Raw genomic sequence first — 22777 nt, forward strand, 5'->3', positions numbered from 1 at the left:
CTCGGGAGGCCCTCGGAGATCAGCTCTCCGGGGGCCTTCGCCCGTTCTCGCTCAGTGCGAACCGCTGCAGCATCCAGGACGAGAACGCCCCCGTGACCGTACCCAGAAGGGCCAGACCGCAGGCCATCATCCCCGCGGCGATGAACCGCCCCAGGGTGGTCACCGGGACGTAGTCGCCGTAGCCGACCGTGGAGAGGGTCGAGCAGGTCCACCAGAGGGAGTCGCCGAAGGTGCGGATGTTGGCGTGCGGGGCCGAGCGTTCGACCTGGTAGACGGCGAGGGCGCCGGAGAAGCCGAGCAGCGAGATCGACAGCGTCGAGTAGGCCGCCACGCGCGCGTGCAACGAGAGCCGGGGCTCCCCGCGCCGCCGCTGGATCGACTCGTAGGTCCGCACGACCCGCACCGGTCGCAGCAGGGGCAGCACCAGGACGAGCGTGTCCAGCCAGTGCCGTCTGACGAACCCCGGTCCCTCGCCGCTGAGCCGCCAGCGCACCGCGTAGTCGACGGCGAACATCGCCCAGGCCGTGTACAGCAGTGCCAGGAAGAAGACGTGCCCGGCGTCCGGCAGCCGGGGCAGCAGCACGTGCACCGCGTACGAGCCGAGGAAGACCAGCGACGCGATGCCGAGCACCAGGTCGGTCCTCCGGTCCCAGCGGTTCAGCCGGCTGTCGTCGTCCATCCGCCCAGCTTCACCGCCGGGAGCATTCCCGCGGCCCCGGCGACACGCCGCGAACGGGCGAAGCCATATGCTGCGTAGCATGACGAGTGAGCCGGAGCAGCAGATCGGAGTGGGGACGCAGGACGCGTTCCAGCGCCTGTGGACGCCCCACCGGATGGCCTACATCCAGGGTGAGAACAAGCCGACCGGTCCGGGCGCCGACGACGGCTGTCCCTTCTGCTCGATCCCGGCCAAGTCCGACGAGGACGGGCTGATCGTCCGGCGCGGCGAGCACGTCTACGCCGTGCTCAACCTCTACCCGTACAACGGCGGCCACCTGATGACGGTCCCGTACCGCCACGTCGCCGACTACACGGACCTGACCGGCCCGGAGACGGTCGAACTGGCCGAGCTGACCAAGCAGGCCATGACCGCGCTGCGCACGGCGTCCGGCGCCCACGGCTTCAACATCGGCATGAACCAGGGCACGGTGGCAGGCGCCGGCATCGCGGCCCACCTGCACCAGCACATCGTGCCGCGCTGGGGCGGCGACACGAACTTCATGCCGGTGGTGGGCCACACCCGGGTACTGCCCCAGCTCCTGGCGGACACCCGCAAGATGCTGGCCGAGGCCTGGCCGACGTCACCCTGAGCAGCCCGTCCGGGGGTGCCCCCTCTGAGGGAGATCGAGGACGGGGTCGGGGCCGTCCAAGCCGAGGCGGGGGTCCGGGGGCCGGTGCCCGCGCCCGCCCACTTCGGCCGAACCGCCGGAGGCTCACGCGTCGTACGTGTCGGCCTTCTTCGGTGACGCCTCCTGGACCGACCCGCTGAGCGCTCCCGCCCGTGCGTTGAACTTGTCCATGTTGACGTCGTGCTCCTTGAGCACGGTGAACGCGGCCCGGTGCACCGCCCGGAGCACCGGCGTGGCCGCGCGCAGCGCGTCGTCGGCCATGAAGCGGTGCTTCCAGGGCTGGTCGGCCCAGGCGTGCCGGAGGCCGAACGGCTCGGGCAGGCCTATGGAACCGCCGAGCCACTTCAGCAGCGGCGGATACCAGCTGATCGACGCCCGCGCGGCGAGCCGCACCACCTCGTCCGGGGTGACCAGGGGCAGCTTGATCGTGCGCGTCTCCCAGAACCGGACGGTCTTGGCGACCGTCCTGGTGGGAGCCTCGGGCTTGCCGCTGAACAGGCCGTTGACCGGTCCGAGGGCGTGTCCGGTGACCTCGATCCGCAGCGTCTCCTTCAGCACGGTCACGGTGGCCATCATCGTGATGATGAGGCCCCCGTCCCACAGGTGCGGCCACTGCACGCCCAGGTAGTGCCGTTCGCCCTTGCCGAAGTGGTTGCTGTTGCAGATCCGCTCCACGTCGGCGGGCCCCACCTGGTAGTCGGTGCCCTCGGGCCGGGACACCGCCTTGGCGCCCTCGCCGACATGGGTGACGATCCAGTGCTTGACCTGGGGTGTCGGGAAGCCGCCGGTCTTCAGGTGCTGCCGGTGCAGCACGCTCAGCTCCTTCTCGATCTCCCGGACGACCGTCCAGGCGCGGAACTCGTGGATGCCCTTGACCGGGTCGAGCGGGACCAGCTCCTCGGCGAGGTGCCAGGAGCCCCAGCGGGTGCCCATGCCGAGTATGCCCTTGGGGCCGGCGTAGAAGACCGAGTTGGACTGCTGTTCGGCGCTGAGCCGGGCCAGGGACTGGCGCAGCTGCTCGGCCGCTGCCTGGTCGGGGCTGGTCGGCACCGCCTCGGGGACCTTCGCGCCGACGCTGCCGCCGGAGAGCAGGCCGTCCCAGGCCTCGCGCAGGTCCCGTGCGGTGCGCTCGCACAGCCGCTTGGCCAGGTACCAGCCGACGACGGGGAGCACGATGCAGCCGCGCGCGTACCAGCCCCAGAAGCCGGCGAGGGGCATCCGGATCAGGAAGACGATCGCGAGGACCCCGACGGCGGCCAGCAGGGCGCTGCCGAGCCCGGAGACCCGCTTGTTGTCGGCCTTCAGCATGGTGGCCCGGAGCTGGAAGACGCCCAGCCAGACCAGCAGTCCGGGCAGGAAGAGCACGCCGAACAGGAACATGACGGCGGTGAGCCGGTTGTCGCGCTCCCGGCGGATGCGGTTGGCGGCGAGGCAGTGCTCGACGACCACCTGCGGCTCGCTGCCGAAGGACTGGACGAGGGGTTTGCGGCCGACGCCCAGCATGCGGTCGATGACCGCCTGGGAGTACGCCTCACCGAAGTTGGGCCGGAATATCTTCGCCCACTTGCGGCCCTCGGTGACCGTGGACTGGTGCCACTCGTTGTCGGCCTTCTTGATCTCCTCCATCGGCGTGTCCCGGTAGGCCGCCGAGGCCAGGGCGTAGGTCGGTGCCTGCGCCTCGCCGCCCGGCCTGGGCACCTGTGGCCCGAAGAAGTCCTCGAAGCTCATTCCCGCCCCCACTTGCCGCCGTCCCGCTTCTGCGGCCTTCCCGACTTCCGTACTCCGCACACCTGTTGATCAAGTAGTCAGAGTATCTCCAGCCACCGACAACCGTCGGCGGACGGCCGAAGCCGTCCGCCGAACACTCTCTGCCGCCCGGTCAGGAGGCGACTTGGGCCTGTTCGCGAATCCTCTCGGCGATCTGCGGCGGCATCGGCTCGTGCCGGGCGTAGGACCGGCTGAAACGCGCCGTGCCGTGCGACAGGGAGCGCAGGTCGACCGCGTACCGGCCGATCTCGAACTCCGGTACCTCGGCCTTGATCAGGGTGCGCCCGCCGCTGGTCTGCTCGGTGCCGAGCACCCGGCCGCGCCGGCCGGACAGGTCGCTCATCACGGCGCCCACGTAGTCGTCGCCGACCAGCACGGACACCTCGGCCACCGGCTCCAGGAGGTGGATCTTCGCGTCCGCGGCGGCCTCCCGCAGGGCCAGTGCGCCCGCCGTCTGGAAGGCGGCGTCGGAGGAGTCCACCGAGTGCGCCTTGCCGTCGAGCAGGGTGACCCGCACGTCGACCAACTGGTAGCCGGCGGCGACCCCCTTGACGGCCTGGGCCCTGATGCCCTTCTCGACCGACGGGATGAACTGCCGGGGCACCGCGCCGCCGACCACCTTGTCGACGAACTCGATGCCGGAGCCGCCCGGCAGGGGCTCCACCTCGATCTCGCAGATCGCGAACTGCCCGTGCCCGCCGGACTGCTTGACGTGCCGGCCGCGCCCGGCGGACTTCCCGTCGAACGTCTCCCGCAGGGACACCCGGTGCGGGACGACGTCGACCTGGACGCCGTACCGGCTGCGCAGCCGCTCCAGGGCGACGTCCGCGTGCGCCTCGCCGAGGCACCACAGCACCACCTGGTGGGTGTCCTGGTTCTGTTCGAGGCGCATGGTCGGGTCCTCGGCGACAAGGCGGGACAGGCCCTGGGAGAGCTTGTCCTCGTCCGCCTTGCTGTGCGCCTCGATGGCGAGCGGCAGCAGCGGGTCGGGCATCTCCCACGGCTCCATGAGCAGCGGGTCGTCCCGGCCGGAGAGGGTGTCCCCGGTCTCCGCGCGGCCGAGCTTCGCCACGCACGCGAGGTCACCGGCGATGACATGGGTGACCGGCCGCTGCTGTTTGCCGAACGGCGTGGACAGGGCGCCGATCTTCTCGTCGACGTCGTGGTCCTCGTGGCCGCGGTCGGCGAGGCCGTGCCCGGAGACGTGGACCGTCTCGTCGGGGCGCAGGGTGCCGGAGAAGACCCGGACCAGCGAGACCCGGCCGACGTACGGGTCGGAGGCGGTCTTCACGACCTCCGCGACCAGTGGGCCGCCGGTGTCGCACGGCTTGATCTCGCGCCGCTCGCCGTCGAGGGTGGTGACGTCCGGCGTGGGGTGTTCGAACGGGGTCGGGAAGCCGCCGGTGACCAGCTCCAGGAGCTCGACCGTGCCGAGGCCCTGGCGGGCGCCGTCGGCGGCCGGGGCGGCGGCCAGGACGGGGTAGAAGGCCCCGCGGGCCACGGCCCGCTCCAGGTCCTCGATCAGCGTCTTGAGATCGATCTCCTCGCCGCCCAGGTAGCGGTCCATGAGGGTCTCGTCCTCGCTCTCGGAGATGATCCCCTCGATGAGCCGGTTGCGGGCGTCCTCGATGTCCGGCAGCTGCTCGGGGCCCGGCTCGGACTCCTTGCGCTCGCCGGTGGAGTAGTCGAACAGCTTCTGCGTGAGCAGCCCGACCAGGCCGGTCACGGGCGCGTGCCCGTCCGGGCCCTGCGGGCCGTACAGCGGCAGGTAGAGGGGGAGCACGGCGTCCGGGTCGTCCGCGCCGAAGGCCTCGGCGCACACCCGGGTCATCTCCGTGAAGTCCGCGCGGGCGGCCTCCAGGTGCGTGACGACGATCGCCCGCGGCATCCCGACGGCCGCGCACTCCTCCCACACCATCCGGGTCGAGCCGTCCACCCCGTCCGAGGCCGAGACGACGAAGAGGGCCGCGTCCGCCGCGCGCAGACCGGCCCTCAGCTCACCGACGAAGTCGGCGTATCCCGGGGTGTCCAGGATGTTGATCTTGATTCCGTTCCATTCGACCGGTACCAGCGACAGCTGTACGGAGCGCTGCTGCCGGTGCTCGATGTCGTCGTAGTCCGAGACGGTCCCGCCGTCCTCGACCCGGCCCGCCCGGTTCACCGCTCCCGCGGTCAGCGCGAGCGCCTCCACCAAGGTGGTCTTGCCCGAACCGGAGTGGCCGACCAGCACCACATTCCGTACAGACGCGGGGTGGTCGGCCGCCCTTGCCCTGCCGGCGGCTCCGGGGTGTTCCTTGACCTTGTCGCCCATGGTTATGCCTCCCGTGCACGGTGAGGTCTCTGTGGGCGCGGGCGAGCATGGCGGGCCGCGTGCGGTGGCGGCTCCGATGACGCCCGCGGTTATTCGAGCTTTCCACTCCCGTCACGGTGCGTCCATACGAACGACGTGATCGTGCCCGCGGGACCCTTCCCGCCGGGCCGCCGGCCCCTCCGGCGAGTGCCCACCCGTCGCACACACGCGCGCGTGGCTACGATGGGCCAGCCGGGGTGGCCAGCAGGGGCCGCACGGCGCTACGAACGTCGGGAAGGCCATGCTGAACAAGTACGCGCGTGCATTCTTCACGCGTGTCCTCACACCGTTCGCCGCGTTTCTCATCCGCCGGGGCGTGAGCCCGGACACGGTCACGCTCCTCGGCACGGCCGGAGTCGTCGCGGGCGCGCTGGTCTTCTTCCCCCGGGGCGAGTTCTTCTGGGGCACGATCGTGATCACGCTGTTCGTGTTCTCGGACCTGGTGGACGGCAACATGGCCCGCCAGCTGGGCCGCACCAGCCGCTGGGGCGCCTTCCTGGACTCCACCCTGGACCGGGTCGCCGACGGCGCGATCTTCGGCGGCTTCGCCCTCTGGTACGCGGGCAACGGGAACGACAACGTGCTGTGCGCGGTCTCCATCTTCTGCCTGGCCAGCGGCCAGGTGGTGTCGTACACCAAGGCGCGCGGCGAGTCGATCGGGCTGCCGGTGGCCGTCAACGGTCTCGTGGAGCGCGCCGAGCGCCTGGTGATCTCGCTGGTGGCGGCCGGTCTGGCCGGCTTCCACAAGTTCGGCGTCCCGCACATCCAGATCCTGCTGCCGATCGCCCTGTGGATCGTCGCCGTGGGCAGCCTGGTCACCCTGGTCCAGCGGGTCGTCACGGTCCGCCGGGAGTCCGCCGAGGCGGAGGCGGCGGCCGAGCACGAGAAGGCCTCGCACGGGAGCGAGGCCGGGCAGTGACCGCCGCCGACCGGGTCACCGACGGTCTGTACGGTGTCGGCTGGAGCACCGTCAAGAAGCTCCCCGAACCGGTCGCCGTGCGCCTGGGCAACGCCATCGCGGACCTCGCCTGGAAGCAGCGCGGCAAGGGCGTCCAGCGGCTCGAGTCCAACTACGCGCGCGTGCGGCCCGACGCGGGCCCCGAGCGGCTGCGCGAACTCTCCCGGGCGGGCATGCGCTCGTACCTGCGCTACTGGATGGAGTCCTTCCGGCTGCCGTCGTGGAGCGAGGAGCGGATCCGCGGCGGCTTCCTCCCCAAGGACGTCCACCACCTCACCGACGGCCTCGCCTCCGGCCGCGGTGTGATCCTTGCGCTGCCGCACCTGGCCAACTGGGACCTCGCCGGCGCCTGGGTGACCACCGAACTGCAGACGCCGTTCACCACGGTCGCCGAACGCCTCAAGCCCGAGACGCTGTACGACCGCTTCGTCGCCTACCGCGAGGGCCTCGGCATGGAGGTCCTGCCGCACAGCGGCGGCTCCGCCTTCGGCACCCTGGCCCGCAGGCTGCGCGACGGCGGCCTGGTCTGCCTGGTCGCCGACCGCGACCTGTCCGAGTCGGGCGTGGCGGTGGACTTCTTCGGCGACACGGCCCGGATGCCGGCCGGACCCGCCCTGCTGGCCCAGCAGACCGGCGCGCTCCTGCTGCCCGTGACGCTCTGGTACGACGACACCCCCGTCATGCAGGGCCGGGTGTACGCCCCGATCGAGGTACCCGAGTCAGGTGACCGGGCCGCGAAGACGTCTGTCATGACACAGGCGCTGGCCGACGCCTTCGCCACCGGGATCGCCGACCATCCGGAGGACTGGCACATGCTCCAGCGCTTGTGGCTCGCCGACCTCGACCCCGCGAAGGGACCGTCGTGAGGATCGGCATCGTCTGCCCCTACTCCTGGGACGTCCCGGGCGGCGTCCAGTTCCACATCCGCGACCTCGCCGAGTACTTCATCCGCCTGGGCCACGACGTCTCCGTCCTCGCCCCCGCCGACGACGACACCCCGCTCCCGCCCTACGTCGTCTCGGCAGGCCGCGCGGTCCCGGTGCCCTACAACGGTTCGGTGGCCCGGCTCAACTTCGGCTTCCTGTCCGCCGCGCGGGTGCGCCGCTGGCTGCACGACGGCGCGTTCGACGTGGTCCACATCCACGAGCCGACCTCGCCGTCCCTCGGCCTGCTGACCTGCTGGGCGGCCCAGGGCCCGATGGTGGCGACCTTCCACACCTCCAACCCGCGCTCCCGCGCGATGATCGCCGCGTACTCGATCCTCCAGGCCGCCCTGGAGAAGATCAGCGCCCGGATCGCGGTCAGCGAGTACGCCCGCCGCACCCTGGTCGAGCACCTCGGCGGCGACGCCGTCGTGATCCCCAACGGCGTCGACGTCGACTTCTTCGCCAAGGCCGAGCCGCGCCCCGAGTGGCAGGGCGACACCATCGGCTTCATCGGCCGCATCGACGAGCCCCGCAAGGGCCTCCCGGTCCTGATGAAGGCCCTGCCCAGGATCCTCGCCGCCCGCCCGCAGACCCGGCTCCTGGTGGCCGGCCGGGGCGACGAGGAGGCCGCGGTCGAGTCCCTCCCCGCCGAGCTGCGCTCCCGCGTCGAGTTCCTCGGCATGATCAGCGACGACGACAAGGCCCGCTTCCTGCGCAGCCTCGACCTGTACATCGCGCCCAACACGGGCGGCGAGAGCTTCGGGATCATCCTGGTCGAGGCCCTGTCCGCGGGCGCCCCCGTCCTCGCCTCCGACCTCGACGCCTTCGCCCAGGTCCTGGACCAGGGGGCGGCGGGCGAGCTCTTCGCCAACGAGGACGCGGACGCCCTGGCCCAGGCCGCGGTACGGCTCCTGGAGGACCCGGAGCGCCGGGCCGGGCTGCGCGCCCGCGGCAGCGTGCACGTGCGGCGCTTCGACTGGTCCACGGTGGGCGCGGACATCCTGTCCGTCTACGAGACGGTCACGGCGGGCGCGGCGGCGGTGGCGGCGGACGAGCGGTCGGGGCTGCGGGCGCGGTTCGGGCTGGCGCGCGATTAGTGAGCCGCGAGAGGTCGTCTGACGGGTGCGGCTCCGTTGTGGCTGGTCGCGCAGTTCCCCGCGCCCCTTCGGGGGCGCGCTGCGGTGGGCGCTTCCTATAGCGTTCCGCCCGTGACCGCAACGCTCGTCTGGACCCTCTGGATTCTTGCCGCCCTCGTGGTGACCGGGCTCTATCTGAGCTGGACCGCCGGCCGGCTGGACCGGCTGCACGCGCGCATCGACGCGGCACGCGCCGCCCTCGACGCGCAGTTGCTGCGGCGGGCCTCGGTGGCCCAGGAGCTGGCGACCTCGGGGGTGCTGGATCCCGCCTCCTCGATCGTGCTGTACGAGGCCGCGCACGCCGCCCGGCAGGCCGAGGAGGAGCAGCGGGAGGTCGCGGAGAGCGAGCTGAGCCACGCTCTGCGGGCCGTCTTCGAGCACCCGCAGCAGGTCGAGGAGGTCCGGGTGGCCCCGGGCGGCGACGCCGCAGCGAGCGAGCTGGCCGAGGCCGTACGCCGGGTCCCGATGGCCCGCCGCTTCCACAACGACGCCGTCGGCGCGGCCCGCCGGCTGCGCGAACACCGCAAGGTCCGCTGGTTCCGGCTGGCCGGGCACGCCCCCTTCCCGCTGGCCTTCGAGATGGACGACGAACCGCCTCCGGCGCTGGTCGAGCGCACGGCCTGACCGGAAAACGATCCACCGCCTTCCCATTGGCCCTTGCTGTGGCCTGGTCCACTCGCGTTTCCTCGGTGTTTGCAGAAACCCTCTTTCAGCGAGTGAGGTCACCCGTGTCCACCAGTGAGAACCAGACCCCCGAGACCGGCACCGCCCGTGTGAAGCGCGGCATGGCCGAGCAGCTCAAGGGCGGCGTGATCATGGACGTCGTCACGCCGGACCAGGCGAAGATCGCCGAGGACGCGGGCGCCGTCGCCGTCATGGCCCTGGAGCGGGTCCCTGCCGACATCCGCAAGGACGGCGGGGTGGCCCGGATGTCCGACCCGGACATGATCGAGGGCATCATCGAGGCCGTCTCCATCCCGGTCATGGCCAAGTCCCGGATCGGCCACTTCGTCGAGGCCCAGGTCCTGCAGTCGCTCGGCGTCGACTACATCGACGAGTCCGAGGTCCTCACCCCTGCCGACGAGGTCAACCACTCCGACAAGTGGGCCTTCACCACCCCCTTCGTCTGCGGCGCCACCAACCTCGGCGAGGCCCTGCGCCGGATCGCCGAGGGCGCGGCCATGATCCGCTCCAAGGGCGAGGCCGGCACCGGCAACGTCGTCGAGGCCGTCCGCCACCTGCGCCAGATCAAGGGCGAGATCGCCAAGCTGCGCGGCTGCGACAACAACGAGCTGTACGCCGCCGCCAAGGAGCTGCGCGCCCCCTACGAGCTGGTCAAGGAGGTCGCCGAGCTCGGCAAGCTGCCGGTCGTGCTGTTCTCCGCCGGCGGTGTCGCCACCCCGGCCGACGCGGCCCTGATGCGCCAGCTCGGCGCCGAGGGCGTCTTCGTCGGCTCCGGCATCTTCAAGTCCGGCGACCCGGCCAAGCGCGCCGCCGCCATCGTCAAGGCGACCACCTTCTACGACGACCCGAAGATCATCGCGGACGCGTCCCGCAACCTCGGCGAGGCCATGGTCGGCATCAACTGCGACACCCTCCCCGAGACCGAGCGCTACGCCAACCGCGGCTGGTAAGGCCAGAGGTTTCGCACACATGACCGACGCACCTGTCATAGGCGTCCTGGCCCTCCAGGGCGACGTACGGGAGCACCTCATCGCCCTGGCCGCGGCCGACGCCGTGGCCAGGCCGGTCCGGCGCCCCGAGGAACTCGCCGAGGTGGACGGCCTCGTCATCCCCGGCGGCGAGTCCACCACCATCTCCAAGCTCGCCGTCCTGTTCGGCGTGATGGAACCCCTCCGCGCGCGCGTGCGGGCCGGAATGCCCGTCTACGGCACCTGCGCGGGCATGATCATGCTCGCCGACAAGATCCTCGACCCGCGCTCGGGCCAGGAGACCATCGGCGGCATCGACATGATCGTGCGCCGCAACGCCTTCGGCCGGCAGAACGAGTCGTTCGAGGCGGCGGTCGACGTACGCGGCATCGACGGCGATCCTGTAGAGGGCGTGTTCATCCGCGCTCCCTGGGTCGAGTCCGTCGGTGCCGAGGCCGAGGTGCTCGCCGAGCACGAGGGCCACATCGTCGCGGTCCGCCAGGGCAACGCGCTCGCCACGTCGTTCCACCCGGAACTCACCGGCGACCACCGTGTGCACTCCCTTTTCGTCGACATGGTGCACGCGAACCGGGCGGCGGAGTCCTAGTAGGATCTCTGGCGTTCGTTGTTTGGATGGGTTACGCGAAGGAGACAGGCAGATGTCCGGCCACTCTAAATGGGCTACGACGAAGCACAAGAAGGCCGTGATCGATGCCAAGCGCGGCAAGCTCTTCGCGAAGCTGATCAAGAACATCGAGGTCGCGGCCCGCATGGGCGGCGTCGACATCGAGGGCAACCCGACCCTTTACGACGCCATCCAGAAGGCCAAGAAGCAGTCGGTCCCGAACAAGAACATCGACTCCGCGGTCAAGCGCGGCGGCGGCCTGGAGGCCGGCGGCGCCGACTACGAGACGATCATGTACGAGGGCTACGGCCCGAACGGCGTCGCGGTGCTCATCGAGTGCCTCACCGACAACCGCAACCGCGCCGCCTCCGACGTCCGCGTCGCCATGACCCGCAACGGCGGCAACATGGCGGACCCGGGCTCGGTGTCGTACCTCTTCAACCGCAAGGGCGTCGTGATCGTCCCCAAGGGCGAGCTGACCGAGGACGACGTGCTCGGCGCCGTCCTGGACGCGGGTGCCGAGGAAGTCAACGACCTGGGCGAGTCCTTCGAGGTGCTCAGCGAGGCCACCGACATGGTCGCCGTCCGCACCGCCCTCCAGGACGCCGGGATCGACTACGACTCCGCCGAGGCCAACTTCGTCCCGACCATGCAGGTCGAGCTCGACGAGGACGGCGCCAGGAAGATCTTCAAGCTGATCGACGCCCTGGAGGACAGCGACGACGTCCAGAACGTCTTCGCCAACTTCGACGTCAGCGACGAGGTCATGGAGAAGGTCGACGCGTAACGCTGCCGCGGGCTGAGCGGAATCGGCGGGCTGGTGGGACACGTCCCACCAGCCCGCCGCCGTTGTCAGTGGCAGCGACTAGCCTGGCGCCATCCGTAGATCGCCGTCCACGGACCGCAATCATCAATTGAGGAACCACGACGGCGCTCGGCCAGGTCCGCGAGAGCGGCGGCGGTTCAGCCGCAAAGAGGGGAGGGGCGCGGTGCGCGTACTGGGGGTGGACCCCGGGCTGACCCGGTGCGGGGTCGGGGTCGTCGAAGGCGTCGCCGGGCGGCCGCTCACCATGGTCGGCGTGGGGGTCGTACGGACGCCCGCGGACGCCGAGCTCGGCCATCGCCTCGTCGCCATCGAGCAGGGCATCGAGCAGTGGCTGGACGAGCACCGGCCCGAATTCGTCGCCGTGGAGCGGGTGTTCAGCCAGCACAACGTACGGACCGTGATGGGCACCGCCCAGGCCAGCGCCGTCGCCATGCTGTGCGCAGCCCGCCGCGGCATCCCCGTCGCCCTGCACACGCCCAGCGAGGTCAAGGCCGCCGTCACCGGTTCAGGACGCGCCGACAAGGCCCAGGTCGGCGCCATGGTCACCCGGCTGCTCCGGCTCAGCGCCCCGCCCAAGCCCGCCGACGCCGCGGACGCCCTCGCGCTCGCCATCTGCCACATCTGGCGCGCCCCCGCGCAGAACCGACTCCAGCAGGCCGTCGCCCTGCACGCAGCCAACGCAACGAAAGGCCGTACGGCATGATCGCCTTCGTCAGCGGTCCGGTCGCCGCACTCGCCCCGGACTCCGCGGTCGTCGAGGTGGGCGGGATCGGCCTCGCCGTCCAGTGCACCCCCAACACCCTGTCCGGGCTCCGCATGGGCCAGCCCACCAAACTTGCCACCTCCCTGGTCGTGCGGGAGGACTCGCTCACCCTGTACGGCTTCGTCGACGACGACGAGAAGCAGGTCTTCGAGCTGCTGCAGACGGCGAGCGGGGTCGGGCCGCGGCTCGCCCAGGCGATGCTCGCCGTGCACAGCCCGGACGCGCTGCGCCGCGCGGTCGCCACGAGTGACGAGAAGGCGCTGATCGCCGTCCCCGGCATCGGCAGGAAGGGCGCCCAGAAGCTGCTCCTTGAGCTGAAGGACCGGCTCGGCGAGCCCGTCGGCGCCCCCGCGATCGGTGCGCCGGTCAGCCAGGGCTGGCGCGACCAGCTGCACGCCGCCCTGATCGGTCTGGGCTACGCGACCCGGGAGGCCGACGAGGCCGTCACCGCCGTCGCCCCGCAGGCCGAGGCCGCCGGCGGCCCGCCCCAGGTCGGCCAGCTGCTCAAGGCGGCCCTGCAGACCCTCAACCGCGCCCGCTGACCCCACCACCGCTGAGGCACATCACTTATGAACTGGGACGACCCGACCGACACCGGCGCCGACGCGGAGCGGCTGGTGGGCGCCGTCGCCGACCGTGAGGACCAGGCCGTCGAGGCCGCCCTGCGCCCCAAGGACCTCGGCGAGTTCATCGGCCAGGAGAAGGTCCGCGAACAGCTCGACCTGGTGCTGCGCGCCGCACGCGCGCGTGGCGCCACCGCCGACCACGTGCTGCTCTCCGGCGCCCCCGGCCTGGGCAAGACCACCCTCTCCATGATCATCGCGGCCGAGATGGGTGCCCCGATCCGCATCACCTCGGGCCCTGCCATCCAGCACGCCGGCGACCTGGCCGCGATCCTCTCCTCCCTCCAGGAGGGCGAGGTCCTCTTCCTCGACGAGATCCACCGCATGTCGCGGCCCGCCGAGGAGATGCTGTACATGGCGATGGAGGACTTCCGCGTCGACGTCATCGTCGGCAAGGGGCCGGGCGCCACCGCCATCCCCCTGGAGTTGCCCCCGTTCACCCTGGTCGGCGCCACCACCCGCGCCGGCCTGCTGCCGCCCCCGCTGCGCGACCGCTTCGGCTTCACCGCGCACATGGAGTTCTACGAGCCGCGCGAGCTGGAGCGGGTGGTGCACCGCTCGGCCAACCTGCTGGACGTCGAGATCGATCCGGCCGGCGCCGCCGAGATCGCCGGCCGCTCCCGCGGCACGCCCCGCATCGCCAACCGGCTGCTGCGCCGGGTCCGCGACTACGCGCAGGTCAAGGCGGACGGTCTGATCACACGTGACATCGCGCACGCGGCGCTCGCCGTCTACGAGGTGGACGAGCGCGGCCTGGACCGGCTGGACCGCGCGGTCCTGGAAGCCCTGCTCAAGCTGTTCGGCGGCGGCCCGGTCGGCCTGTCCACCCTCGCCGTCGCGGTGGGGGAGGAGCGGGAGACGGTGGAGGAGGTCGCGGAACCCTTCCTGGTCCGCGAGGGTCTGCTGGCCCGCACCCCACGCGGCCGTGTCGCCACCCCCGCGGCCTGGGCCCACCTGGGTCTGACCGCCCCGCGCGGCGCGGCGGGCGGAACCGGCCAGCAGGACCTGTTCGGCACCTGACACCGACCCGGCGGGGGCCGGGCTGCGGGCTTGCGGCGTCGGGCCTCGGGCCCGCGGAAAACCGGTCCCCGGCCCCGGACCGCACCATGTTCCCGGGTCCGTGCGCGTCCGGCGCCCGGTCCGCCGTGCCCCCGGTGCCCGACCCCGCGGACCTCCGGCTCCCGAGCCGTTGCCGATGAGAACGCGCCGAGCCCCCGTATCCTGGGATCGGCTCCCGGATCCGCGCCCGTCCGCACCCGGACGGACCGCCGCCCGTGGACCAGGCTCCGGCCGCAGACGTGATCGCTTCGTGACGGCGGGGCATTGGCGGGCCCAGGAACCCAGGTGCCATGCTGAGCGTTGTTCCATGCGCGCGGACTCGCTTAGACTCCGCCGATGCCGCCTTTGCGGGCGGCGCCGACCACACCCCCATCATCCAGGCCGCTCACCGCCGCGGCTGCGCGAAGGAAATTCCGTCCCGTGAATAGCTTGCCTCTTCTCGTGTTCATCGTCCTCATCGCGGCCATGTTCCTGATGACGCGTTCCACCCGGAAGCGCCAGCAGCAGGCCACGCAGATGCGGAACGAGGTCCAGCCCGGCAACGGGGTCCGCACCATCGGGGGCATGTACGCGACGGTCAAGGAAGTCCACGAGGACACGGTCCTCCTCGACGCCGGCCCGGGCGTCGACCTCCTCTTCGCGAAGAACGCGATCGGCGCCATCCTCACGGACGACGAGTACAACCGCATCGTGCACGGCGTCGAGCACGACCTGAAGTCCGACGCCGACGTCGTCCCGGACGACGCCTCCTCCCTCACCGAGACCGACGACGAGCCTGCCGAAGCTGCCGCCGCCTCCGACGACAAGGCCGTCGACCTCGGGAAGAGGGACGCCGCCGAGGACGAGGCCGAGGCTGCGGAGAAGACCGACGGGCCGGCCGAGTCCGCGACCGCCGAGGCGAAGGCCGACGAAGAGCCGAAGAAGACCGACGGCGACTCCGACGCGAAGTAGCCGTGTCCCGGGGAGCGGTGCGCACATCCCACGCGCACCTCGCACCCCGGGCGCGTCTGTTTCCCGCACGGGATCCCGACACCATGTCATGGCCGACCGCACCGACCAGGCGCGCGGCGGCCCGAGAGGGAGTACGAGAAGGTGGCAGCACCTAAGAGGGGCCGGAGCGCGAGTGCCCAGAGCAAGCCAGGGCGCTCGCTGGCCCTCATCCTGATCGCCATCGTGGCGCTCACCGGCGGAATGTTCGCCTCCGGAAACACCACTCCACGTCTCGGTATCGACCTGGCCGGTGGTACGAGCATCACGCTGCAGGCGAGGAACGAGCCGGGCCAGCCCAACGCGATCAACAAGACCAACATGGACACCGCGGTCGAGATCATGAACCGCCGTGTCAACGGTCTGGGCGTGTCCGAAGCAGAGGTCCAGACCCAGGGCACCAGCAACATCATCGTCAACATCCCCAAGGGCACGAACTCCGCAGAGGCCCGCCAGCAGGTCGGCACCACCGCGAAGCTGTACTTCCGCCCGGTCCTGGCCCAGGAGGCCAGCGCCGCCGCCTCGTCGAGCGCCTCCCCGAGCGCGTCCGCCAGCGGCAGCTCCACCTCCTCCCCGAGCGCCACCCCGTCGAGCACCGCGTCCGGGTCCCAGAAGGCGACCGGCTCGTCCGCCACGCCGTCCTCCTCGGCCACCTCGCAGGGCCGCGCGGTCACCGACGCCCTGAAGGCCGGCTCCACGTCGTCGTCCTCGGCGTCCGCCTCCTCGTCGGCGAGCCCCTCCGCCACCTCCTCGGCCGACGCGAGCGCCTCTGCCAGCGCCTCCGCCGCGGCCTCGAAGCTGGAGGCCGAGTACACCGCGCTGGACTGCACGAAGGCCGCGCAGCGCGCCACCGCGGGCAAGAGCGCCAAGCCGACCGACACCACCGTGGCCTGCGGCCAGATCGGCGGCGCCTGGTACAAGTACGTGCTCGGCCCGGCCCGCGTCGACGGCACCGATGTCAAGAAGGCCCAGGCCGTCTTCGACACGCAGGGCGCCGCCGGCTGGCAGGTCCAGATGTCGTTCACCGGCGGCGGGGCCAAGAAGTTCGCGGACGTCACCGCCGAGCTCGCCAAGAACGCCTCCCAGCCGACGAACGAGTTCGGCATCGTCCTTGACGGCGAGGTCGTCTCCAGCCCGACCGTGAGCCAGTCGATCACCGGCGGCCAGGCGGAGATCTCCGGCAGCTTCACCCAGGAAGAGGCCCAGAGCCTCTCCAACATGCTGTCCTACGGCGCGCTCCCGCTGTCCTTCAGGACCGAGAGCGTCACCACCGTGACCGCCGCCCTCGGCGGCCAGCAGCTGCACGCCGGTCTGCTGGCGGGTGCCATCGGCCTCGCGCTGGTCATCATCTACCTGGTGGCCTTCTACCGCGGCCTGTCGCTGATCGCGATCCCCTCGCTCCTGGTTTCTGCGATCCTCACCTACACGATCATGTCGCTGCTCGGCCCCACGATCCACTTCGCGCTGAACCTGCCCGCCGTCTGCGGTGCGATCGTCGCGATCGGCATCACGGCGGACTCGTTCATCGTGTTCTTCGAACGCATCCGGGACGAGATCCGCGAGGGCCGCACGCTGCGCCCCGCCGTCGAGCGGGCCTGGCCGCGCGCCCGGCGCACCATCCTGGTCTCCGACTTCGTGTCGTTCCTGGCCGCCGCCGTGCTGTTCATCGTGACCGTCGGCAAGGTCCAGGGCTTCGCGTTCACCCTCGGTCTGACCACCGTGCTCGACGTGGTCGTCGTCTTCTTCTTCACCAAGCCGCTGATGACGCTCGTCGCCCGGCGTAAGTTCTTCGCGAGCGGCCACAAGTGGTCGGGCCTGGACCCGAAGGGCCTGGGCGCCAAGGCCCCGCTGCGCCGCACCCGCCGTCCCGCCGGCCCCGCTGCCGGCCCTGTCGACCCGAAGGAAGCGTGAGCGATGTCGAAACTCGGCAACCTCGGCGCCCGACTGCACCGCGGCGAGATCAGCTACGACTTCGTCGGCAAGCGCAAGATCTGGTACGGCGTCTCCATCCTGATCACCATCACGGCCATCGTCGGCCTGGCGGTGCGCGGCCTGAACATGGGCATCGACTTCCAGGGCGGCGCCGTCTTCACCACCTCGAAGACCAGCGTCTCGGTGTCCCAGGCGGAGACCTACGCGCAGCAGGCCTCCGGCCACGACGCGGTCGTGCAGAAGCTCGGCACGGGCGGCCTGCGCATCCAGATCGCCGGCATGGACACCGAGAAGTCGGACGCGACCAAGGCCGCGCTGGCCAAGGACATGAAGGTGGACCCCGAGTCCATCAACTCCGACCTGGTCGGCCCCAGCTGGGGTGACGAGATCGCCAACAAGGCCTGGGAAGGCCTCGGCATCTTCATGGTCCTCGTGGTGATCTACCTGGCGATCGCCTTCGAGTGGCGGATGGCGGTCGCGGCCCTGGTCGCGCTGATCCACGACATCACCATCACGACCGGTATCTACGCCCTGGTCGGCTTCGAGGTCACGCCCGGCACGGTCATCGGTCTGCTGACGATCCTCGGTTACTCGCTCTACGACACGGTCGTCGTCTTCGACAGCCTCAAGGAGCAGACGAAGGACATCACCAAGCAGACCCGCTTCACCTACAGCGACATCGCCAACCACTCGATCAACGGCACCCTGGTCCGTTCGATCAACACCACGGTGGTCGCGCTGCTGCCGGTCGCGGGCCTGCTGTTCATCGGCGGCGGCTTCCTCGGCGCGGGCACGCTCAACGACATCTCGCTGTCGCTGTTCGTCGGTCTCGCCGCCGGTGCCTACTCGTCGATCTTCATCGCCACGCCGCTCGTCGCCGACCTCAAGGAGGCCGAGCCGCAGATGAAGGCGCTCAAGAAGCGCGTCCTCGCCAAGCGCGCCCAGGCCGCCGCCGAGGACGAGATGGCCGAGGCCCGGGTCGGCGGCGACGAGGAGTCCGAGGACGCCGCTCCGGCCGTCGTCGGCCCGCGCAACCAGCCCGCGTCCCGCAACCGGGGCGGCCGCGGCCGCCCGTCGGGGAAGCGCCGGTGACCGACATCGAGGAACTGCTGCTCAGCCGTATCCGGGACGTCGAGGACTACCCGGAGCAGGGCGTGATGTTCAAGGACATCACCCCGCTGCTGGCGGACCCGGCCGCGTTCACCGCGCTCACCGACGCCCTCGCGGAGATCGCCGAGCGCACCGGCGCCACCAAGATCGTCGGCCTGGAGGCCCGGGGCTTCATCCTGGGCGCCCCGGTCGCCGTCCGCGCCGGCCTCGGCTTCATCCCGGTCCGCAAGGCGGGCAAGCTCCCCGGAGCCACCCTGCGCCAGGCCTACGAGCTGGAGTACGGCTCGGCCGAGATCGAGGTGCACGCCGAGGACCTCGGGGCGGACGACCGGATCCTGATCGTCGACGACGTACTCGCCACCGGCGGCACCGCCGAGGCCGCGATCCGGCTGATCCACCGCGCCGGTGCCGAGGTCGCGGGCGTCGCGGTCCTGATGGAGCTGGGCTTCCTGGGCGGCCGCGGCCGCCTGGAGCCGGCCCTGCGGGGAGCGCCGCTGGAGGCCCTCCTCCAGGTCTGAGCGCCCTACGACCGACGCAACGGCCGCCCCGTCAAGGGGCGGCCGTTCCGCGTTCCGCGGGGACCCTGGCCACTCGCGCGACACCCCCGTGGAATCCCACGGCAGCCTCCGGTGTTCCTCCCGTATACGGTCCTCCCTCCGGCCTGCAGGCGATGACATGGCCCAGGATCGCTACCATGGGCACTCCGGAGCCTGACCGGGGGACCCGGATCGCGCACGAGGAGCCCTCTTGCCAGACGAGGCCCAGCCACTGACAGCCGCCAAGCCCGAGCCCGCCTCGGCGCCCGCGGCCAAGCCCGCGCCGAACGTGTCGCAGACGAAGAACGACACTCGTGGGCCGGTCGAGCACGCCCAGTCCGCGCCGGTCGAGAAGTCGGCGGAGACCTCGCGCCCCAAGCCGGCCCCGCCCGAGCGCCCCGCGACCCGCCCCAACAGCGGACAGCCCGCACGCTCCGGCTCCTCCAACCGCGTCCGCGCCCGCCTGGCCCGCCTCGGCGTGCAGCGCGCGAACCCGTACAACCCGGTGCTGGAGCCGCTGCTGCGCATAGTCCGCAGCAACGACCCCAAGATCGAGAACGCCACGCTCCGCCAGATCGAGCGCGCCTACCAGGTCGCCGAGCGCTGGCACCGCGGCCAGAAGCGCAAGAGCGGCGACCCGTACATCACGCACCCGCTCGCGGTGACCACCATCCTCGCCGAGCTGGGCATGGACCCGGCGACCCTGATGGCCGGGCTGCTGCACGACACCGTCGAGGACACCGAGTACGGCCTGGAGGACCTGCGCCGCGACTTCGGCGACGTCGTCGCGCTGCTCGTCGACGGCGTCACCAAGCTGGACAAGGTCAAGTTCGGCGAGGCCGCGCAGGCCGAGACCGTGCGCAAGATGGTCGTCGCCATGGCCAAGGACCCGCGCGTCCTGGTCATCAAGCTCGCCGACCGCCTGCACAACATGCGCACCATGCGCTACCTCAAGCGCGAGAAGCAGGAGAAGAAGGCGCGCGAGACCCTGGAGATCTACGCGCCGCTCGCCCACCGGCTGGGCATGAACACCATCAAGTGGGAGCTGGAGGACCTCGCGTTCGCGATCCTCTACCCCAAGATGTACGACGAGATCGTCCGGCTGGTCGCCGAGCGGGCGCCGAAGCGCGACGAGTACCTGGCCATAGTGACCGACGAGGTCCAGGCCGACCTGCGCGCCGCCCGGATCAAGGCGACCGTCACCGGCCGGCCGAAGCACTACTACAGCGTCTACCAGAAGATGATCGTCCGCGGCCGGGACTTCGCGGAGATCTACGACCTGGTGGGCATCCGCGTCCTGGTGGACACCGTCCGCGACTGCTACGCGGCCCTGGGCACCGTCCACGCGCGCTGGAACCCGGTTCCGGGGCGCTTCAAGGACTACATCGCGATGCCCAAGTTCAACATGTACCAGTCGCTGCACACGACGGTCATCGGCCCCAACGGCAAGCCCGTCGAACTCCAGATCCGCACGTTCGACATGCACCGCCGCGCCGAGTACGGCATCGCCGCGCACTGGAAGTACAAGCAGGAGGCCGTCGCCGGCGCCTCCAAGGTGCGTACCGACGTGCCGAAGTCGTCCGGCAAGGGCAAGGACGACCACCTCAACGACATGGCCTGGCTGCGGCAGTTGCTGGACTGGCAGAAGGAGACCGAGGACCCCAGCGAGTTCCTGGAGTCCCTGCGCTTCGACCTGTCCCGCAACGAGGTCTTCGTCTTCACGCCCAAGGGCGATGTCATAGCGCTCCCGGCCGGGGCCACCCCCGTCGACTTCGCGTACGCGGTGCACACCGAGGTCGGCCACCGCACGATAGGGGCCAGGGTCAACGGCCGCCTGGTGCCGCTCGAATCGACGCTGGACAACGGCGACCTGGTCGAGGTCTTCACCTCCAAGGCGGCCGGCGCCGGACCGTCCCGCGACTGGCTCGGCTTCGTCAAGTCCCCGCGTGCCCGCAACAAGATCCGCGGCTGGTTCTCCAAGGAGCGCCGGGACGAGGCGATCGAGCAGGGCAAGGACGCCATCGTCCGCGCGATGCGCAAGCAGAACCTGCCGATCCAGCGCATCCTCACCGGCGACTCGCTGGTCACGCTGGCGCACGAGATGCGCTACCCGGACATCTCCTCGCTGTACGCGGCGATCGGCGAGGGCCATGTGGCCGCGCAGAACGTCGTGCAGAAGCTGGTGCAGGCGCTCGGCGGCGAGGAGGCGGCCACCGAGGAGATCGACGAGGCGGTCCCGCCGTCCCGCACCCGCGGCCGCAAGCGGCGCAGCAACCAGGACCCCGGTGTGGTCGTCAAGGGCGTCGACGACGTCTGGGTCAAGCTGGCCCGCTGCTGCACCCCCGTGCCCGGCGACCCGATCATCGGCTTCGTCACGCGCGGCAGCGGGGTCTCGGTGCACCGCAGCGACTGCGTCAACGTCGAGTCACTGTCCCGCGAGCCCGAGCGCATCCTCGACGTCGAGTGGGCGCCCACCCAGTCCTCGGTCTTCCTGGTCGCCATCCAGGTCGAGGCCCTGGACCGCTCCCGGCTCCTTTCCGACGTCACCCGCGTCCTGTCCGACCAGCACGTCAACATCCTCTCCGCGGCCGTCCAGACCTCCCGCGACCGGGTGGCCACCTCCCGCTTCACCTTCGAGATGGGCGACCCCAAGCACCTGGGCCACGTCCTGAAGGCGGTACGGGGCGTGGAGGGCGTGTACGACGTCTACCGGGTCACCTCGGCGCGCAACCGCTCGTAGGCGGTCAGACATCAGGCACACGACGAGAGGGGCCCCGTACGCGACGTACGGGGCCCCTCTCGTAGAACCGCGGGCGGGCTTTGGCCGGGCTTTAGCCGCCAAACTCCTGGAGGCCCTTCAGAGCCTGGTCCAGGAGCGCCTGGCGGCCCTCCAGCTCACGCTCCAGCTTCTCCGCCTTCGACGCGTTGCCCTGGGCGCGGGCCTGGTCGATCTGCGTCCGCAGCTTGTCCACGGCGGCCTGCAGCTGGCCGGTCAGGCCCGCGGCACGCGCGCGTGCCTCCGGGTTGGTCCGGCGCCACTCGGCCTCCTCGGCCTCCTGGATGGCCCGGTCGACCGTGTGCATCCGGCCCTCGACCTTCGGACGCGCGTCGCGCGGCACATGGCCGATGGCCTCCCACCGCTCGTTGATCGAGCGGAAGGCGGACCGCGCGGACTTCAGGTCCGTGATCGGCAGGAGCTTCTCCGCCTCGGCGGCCAGCTCCTCCTTCAGCTTCAGGTTCTCCGTCTGCTCCGCGTCCCGCTCGGCGAAGGCGGACCCGCGCGCCGCGAAGAACACGTCCTGGGCGCCGCGGAAGCGGTTCCACAGGTCGTCCTCGTGCTCGCGCTGGGCGCGGCCTGCGGCCTTCCACTCGGCCATCAGCTCGCGGTAGCGCGCGGCCGTCGGACCCCAGTCCGTCGAGTCGGACAGCGACTCCGCCTCGGCGACCAGCTTCTCCTTGGCCTTGCGGGCGTCCTCGCGCTGGGCGTCGAGCTGCGCGAAGTGCGCCTTGCGGCGCTTGGAGAACGCCGACCGGGCGTGCGAGAAGCGGTGCCACAGCTCGTCGTCCGACTTGCGGTCCAGGCGCGGCAGGCCCTTCCAGGTGTCCACCAGCGACCGCAGCCGCTCACCGGCCGCCCGCCACTGGTCGGACTGCGCCAGCTGCTCGGCCTCGACGACCAGGTCCTCCTTGGCCTGACGGGCCTCGTCGGACTGCTTGGCACGCTGCGCCTTGCGCTCCTCGCGGCGCGAGTCCACGGTCTTCACCAGCTCGCCCAGCCGGGTGCGCAGCGCCTCCAGGTCACCGACCGCGTGGTGCGCCTCCACCTGCTCGCGCAGGTGGTCGATCGCGACCTGGGCGTCCTTCGCGGACAGGTCGGTGGTCTGTACTCGCTTTTCGAGGAGGCCGATCTCGACAACCAGGCCCTCGTACTTGCGCTCGAAGTAGGCCAGCGCCTCATCGGGGGAGCCTGCCTGCCAGGAACCGACGACCTGCTCGCCGTCGGCCGTACGCACGTACACGGTCCCCGTCTCGTCGACGCGGCCCCACGGGTCGCTGCTCACAGCGCCTCCTCCACATGATGCCCGCGAGGGGCCTCAGCGCCCCCGGGCATCGTCCACAGTTTCGTCACGGCCAACATAGGCGACCGGCGGGTTGCCTGTCCGCATCCCGCGCGACCG

20 protein-coding genes are annotated in these 22777 nt (G+C 71.1%); 16 read left to right on the forward strand and 4 right to left on the reverse strand.

Annotation, left to right across the window (positions count from 1 at the left end; all coding sequences use genetic code 11):
* Positions 1-19: 19 nt before the first annotated feature.
* Positions 20-679: a potassium channel family protein gene (locus ACIQVL_RS24475; protein ID WP_403476348.1), complete on the reverse strand. Its 660-nt coding sequence runs from the start codon at positions 677-679 to the stop codon at positions 20-22.
* Between the two features lie 67 nt (positions 680-746).
* Here ACIQVL_RS24475 and ACIQVL_RS24480 point away from each other — a divergent pair, with 67 nt between their 5' ends.
* Positions 747-1310: an HIT family protein gene (locus ACIQVL_RS24480; protein WP_403429583.1), complete on the forward strand. Its 564-nt coding sequence runs from the start codon at positions 747-749 to the stop codon at positions 1308-1310.
* Positions 1311-1433: 123 nt separating this feature from the next.
* Here the strand turns inward: ACIQVL_RS24480 and ACIQVL_RS24485 are convergent, their stop codons facing one another.
* Both ACIQVL_RS24485 and ACIQVL_RS24490 read right to left on the reverse strand, forming a co-directional pair.
* On the reverse strand, positions 1434-3077 hold the full coding sequence (locus ACIQVL_RS24485) for a hypothetical protein (protein ID WP_403429585.1): 1644 nt from the start codon (positions 3075-3077) through the stop codon (positions 1434-1436).
* A 151-nt stretch (positions 3078-3228) separates the two neighbouring features.
* On the reverse strand, positions 3229-5427 hold the full coding sequence (locus ACIQVL_RS24490; protein ID WP_403476349.1) for an elongation factor G-like protein EF-G2: 2199 nt from the start codon (positions 5425-5427) through the stop codon (positions 3229-3231).
* A 280-nt stretch (positions 5428-5707) separates the two neighbouring features.
* Between ACIQVL_RS24490 and pgsA the strand changes: the two genes are divergently transcribed.
* The 15 genes from pgsA (at position 5708) to ACIQVL_RS24565 (ending at position 21339) form a co-directional block, all read left to right on the forward strand.
* On the forward strand, positions 5708-6385 hold the full coding sequence (pgsA, locus tag ACIQVL_RS24495; protein WP_403429589.1) for a phosphatidylinositol phosphate synthase: 678 nt from the start codon (positions 5708-5710) through the stop codon (positions 6383-6385).
* Positions 6382-7290, forward strand: a complete 909-nt coding sequence (locus ACIQVL_RS24500) for a phosphatidylinositol mannoside acyltransferase (RefSeq protein WP_403476350.1) — start codon at positions 6382-6384, stop codon at positions 7288-7290. Before pgsA ends, ACIQVL_RS24500 begins: the two co-directional genes overlap by 4 nt.
* Positions 7287-8447 carry a glycosyltransferase family 4 protein gene (locus tag ACIQVL_RS24505; protein ID WP_403429593.1) on the forward strand — a complete coding sequence of 387 codons (1161 nt, stop codon included), beginning with the start codon at positions 7287-7289 and terminating at the stop codon, positions 8445-8447. Before ACIQVL_RS24500 ends, ACIQVL_RS24505 begins: the two co-directional genes overlap by 4 nt.
* 111 nt (positions 8448-8558) lie before the next feature.
* Positions 8559-9110: a hypothetical protein gene (locus tag ACIQVL_RS24510; RefSeq protein WP_403476351.1), complete on the forward strand. Its 552-nt coding sequence runs from the start codon at positions 8559-8561 to the stop codon at positions 9108-9110.
* A gap of 104 nt (positions 9111-9214) precedes the next feature.
* Positions 9215-10120 carry a pyridoxal 5'-phosphate synthase lyase subunit PdxS gene (pdxS, locus tag ACIQVL_RS24515; RefSeq protein WP_362584687.1) on the forward strand — a complete coding sequence of 302 codons (906 nt, stop codon included), beginning with the start codon at positions 9215-9217 and terminating at the stop codon, positions 10118-10120.
* Between the two features lie 19 nt (positions 10121-10139).
* Positions 10140-10745, forward strand: coding sequence for a pyridoxal 5'-phosphate synthase glutaminase subunit PdxT (gene pdxT / locus ACIQVL_RS24520; RefSeq protein WP_403429596.1), 606 nt, complete (start codon positions 10140-10142; stop codon positions 10743-10745).
* A 52-nt stretch (positions 10746-10797) separates the two neighbouring features.
* Positions 10798-11550, forward strand: a complete 753-nt coding sequence (locus ACIQVL_RS24525) for a YebC/PmpR family DNA-binding transcriptional regulator (RefSeq protein WP_403429598.1) — start codon at positions 10798-10800, stop codon at positions 11548-11550.
* A 202-nt stretch (positions 11551-11752) separates the two neighbouring features.
* Positions 11753-12292: a crossover junction endodeoxyribonuclease RuvC gene (ruvC, locus tag ACIQVL_RS24530; RefSeq protein WP_089103224.1), complete on the forward strand. Its 540-nt coding sequence runs from the start codon at positions 11753-11755 to the stop codon at positions 12290-12292.
* Complete coding sequence (ruvA, locus tag ACIQVL_RS24535; RefSeq protein ID WP_403476352.1) at positions 12289-12894, forward strand: Holliday junction branch migration protein RuvA; 606 nt, start codon at positions 12289-12291, stop codon at positions 12892-12894. The genes ruvC and ruvA overlap by 4 nt, the downstream gene beginning before the upstream one ends.
* Before the next feature lie 27 nt (positions 12895-12921).
* Positions 12922-13995 (forward strand): Holliday junction branch migration DNA helicase RuvB, encoded by a 1074-nt coding sequence (ruvB, locus tag ACIQVL_RS24540; protein WP_403429602.1) that lies wholly within the window; start codon positions 12922-12924, stop codon positions 13993-13995.
* A gap of 459 nt (positions 13996-14454) precedes the next feature.
* Positions 14455-14985: a preprotein translocase subunit YajC gene (gene yajC / locus ACIQVL_RS24545; protein WP_403476353.1), complete on the forward strand. Its 531-nt coding sequence runs from the start codon at positions 14455-14457 to the stop codon at positions 14983-14985.
* Positions 14986-15126: 141 nt separating this feature from the next.
* A complete protein-coding gene (gene secD, locus ACIQVL_RS24550) occupies positions 15127-16932 on the forward strand; it encodes a protein translocase subunit SecD (RefSeq protein ID WP_403429606.1) in 1806 nt (601 codons plus the stop codon).
* Positions 16933-16935: 3 nt separating this feature from the next.
* Entirely contained in the window at positions 16936-18045 is a 1110-nt protein-coding gene (secF, locus tag ACIQVL_RS24555; RefSeq protein ID WP_403429608.1) for a protein translocase subunit SecF, read from the forward strand.
* Positions 18042-18581, forward strand: a complete 540-nt coding sequence (locus ACIQVL_RS24560; RefSeq protein ID WP_403429609.1) for an adenine phosphoribosyltransferase — start codon at positions 18042-18044, stop codon at positions 18579-18581. Before secF ends, ACIQVL_RS24560 begins: the two co-directional genes overlap by 4 nt.
* A 229-nt stretch (positions 18582-18810) precedes the next feature.
* Complete coding sequence (locus ACIQVL_RS24565; protein ID WP_403429610.1) at positions 18811-21339, forward strand: RelA/SpoT family protein; 2529 nt, start codon at positions 18811-18813, stop codon at positions 21337-21339.
* A 91-nt stretch (positions 21340-21430) separates the two neighbouring features.
* On the opposite strand, the gene ACIQVL_RS24570 is transcribed toward ACIQVL_RS24565, so the two are convergent.
* A complete protein-coding gene (locus tag ACIQVL_RS24570) occupies positions 21431-22660 on the reverse strand; it encodes a DUF349 domain-containing protein (protein ID WP_403429612.1) in 1230 nt (409 codons plus the stop codon).
* Positions 22661-22777 lie beyond the last annotated feature (117 nt).

It is taken from the genome of Streptomyces sp. NPDC090499 (assembly GCF_044769305.1).
GTDB lineage: Bacteria > Actinomycetota > Actinomycetes > Streptomycetales > Streptomycetaceae > Streptomyces.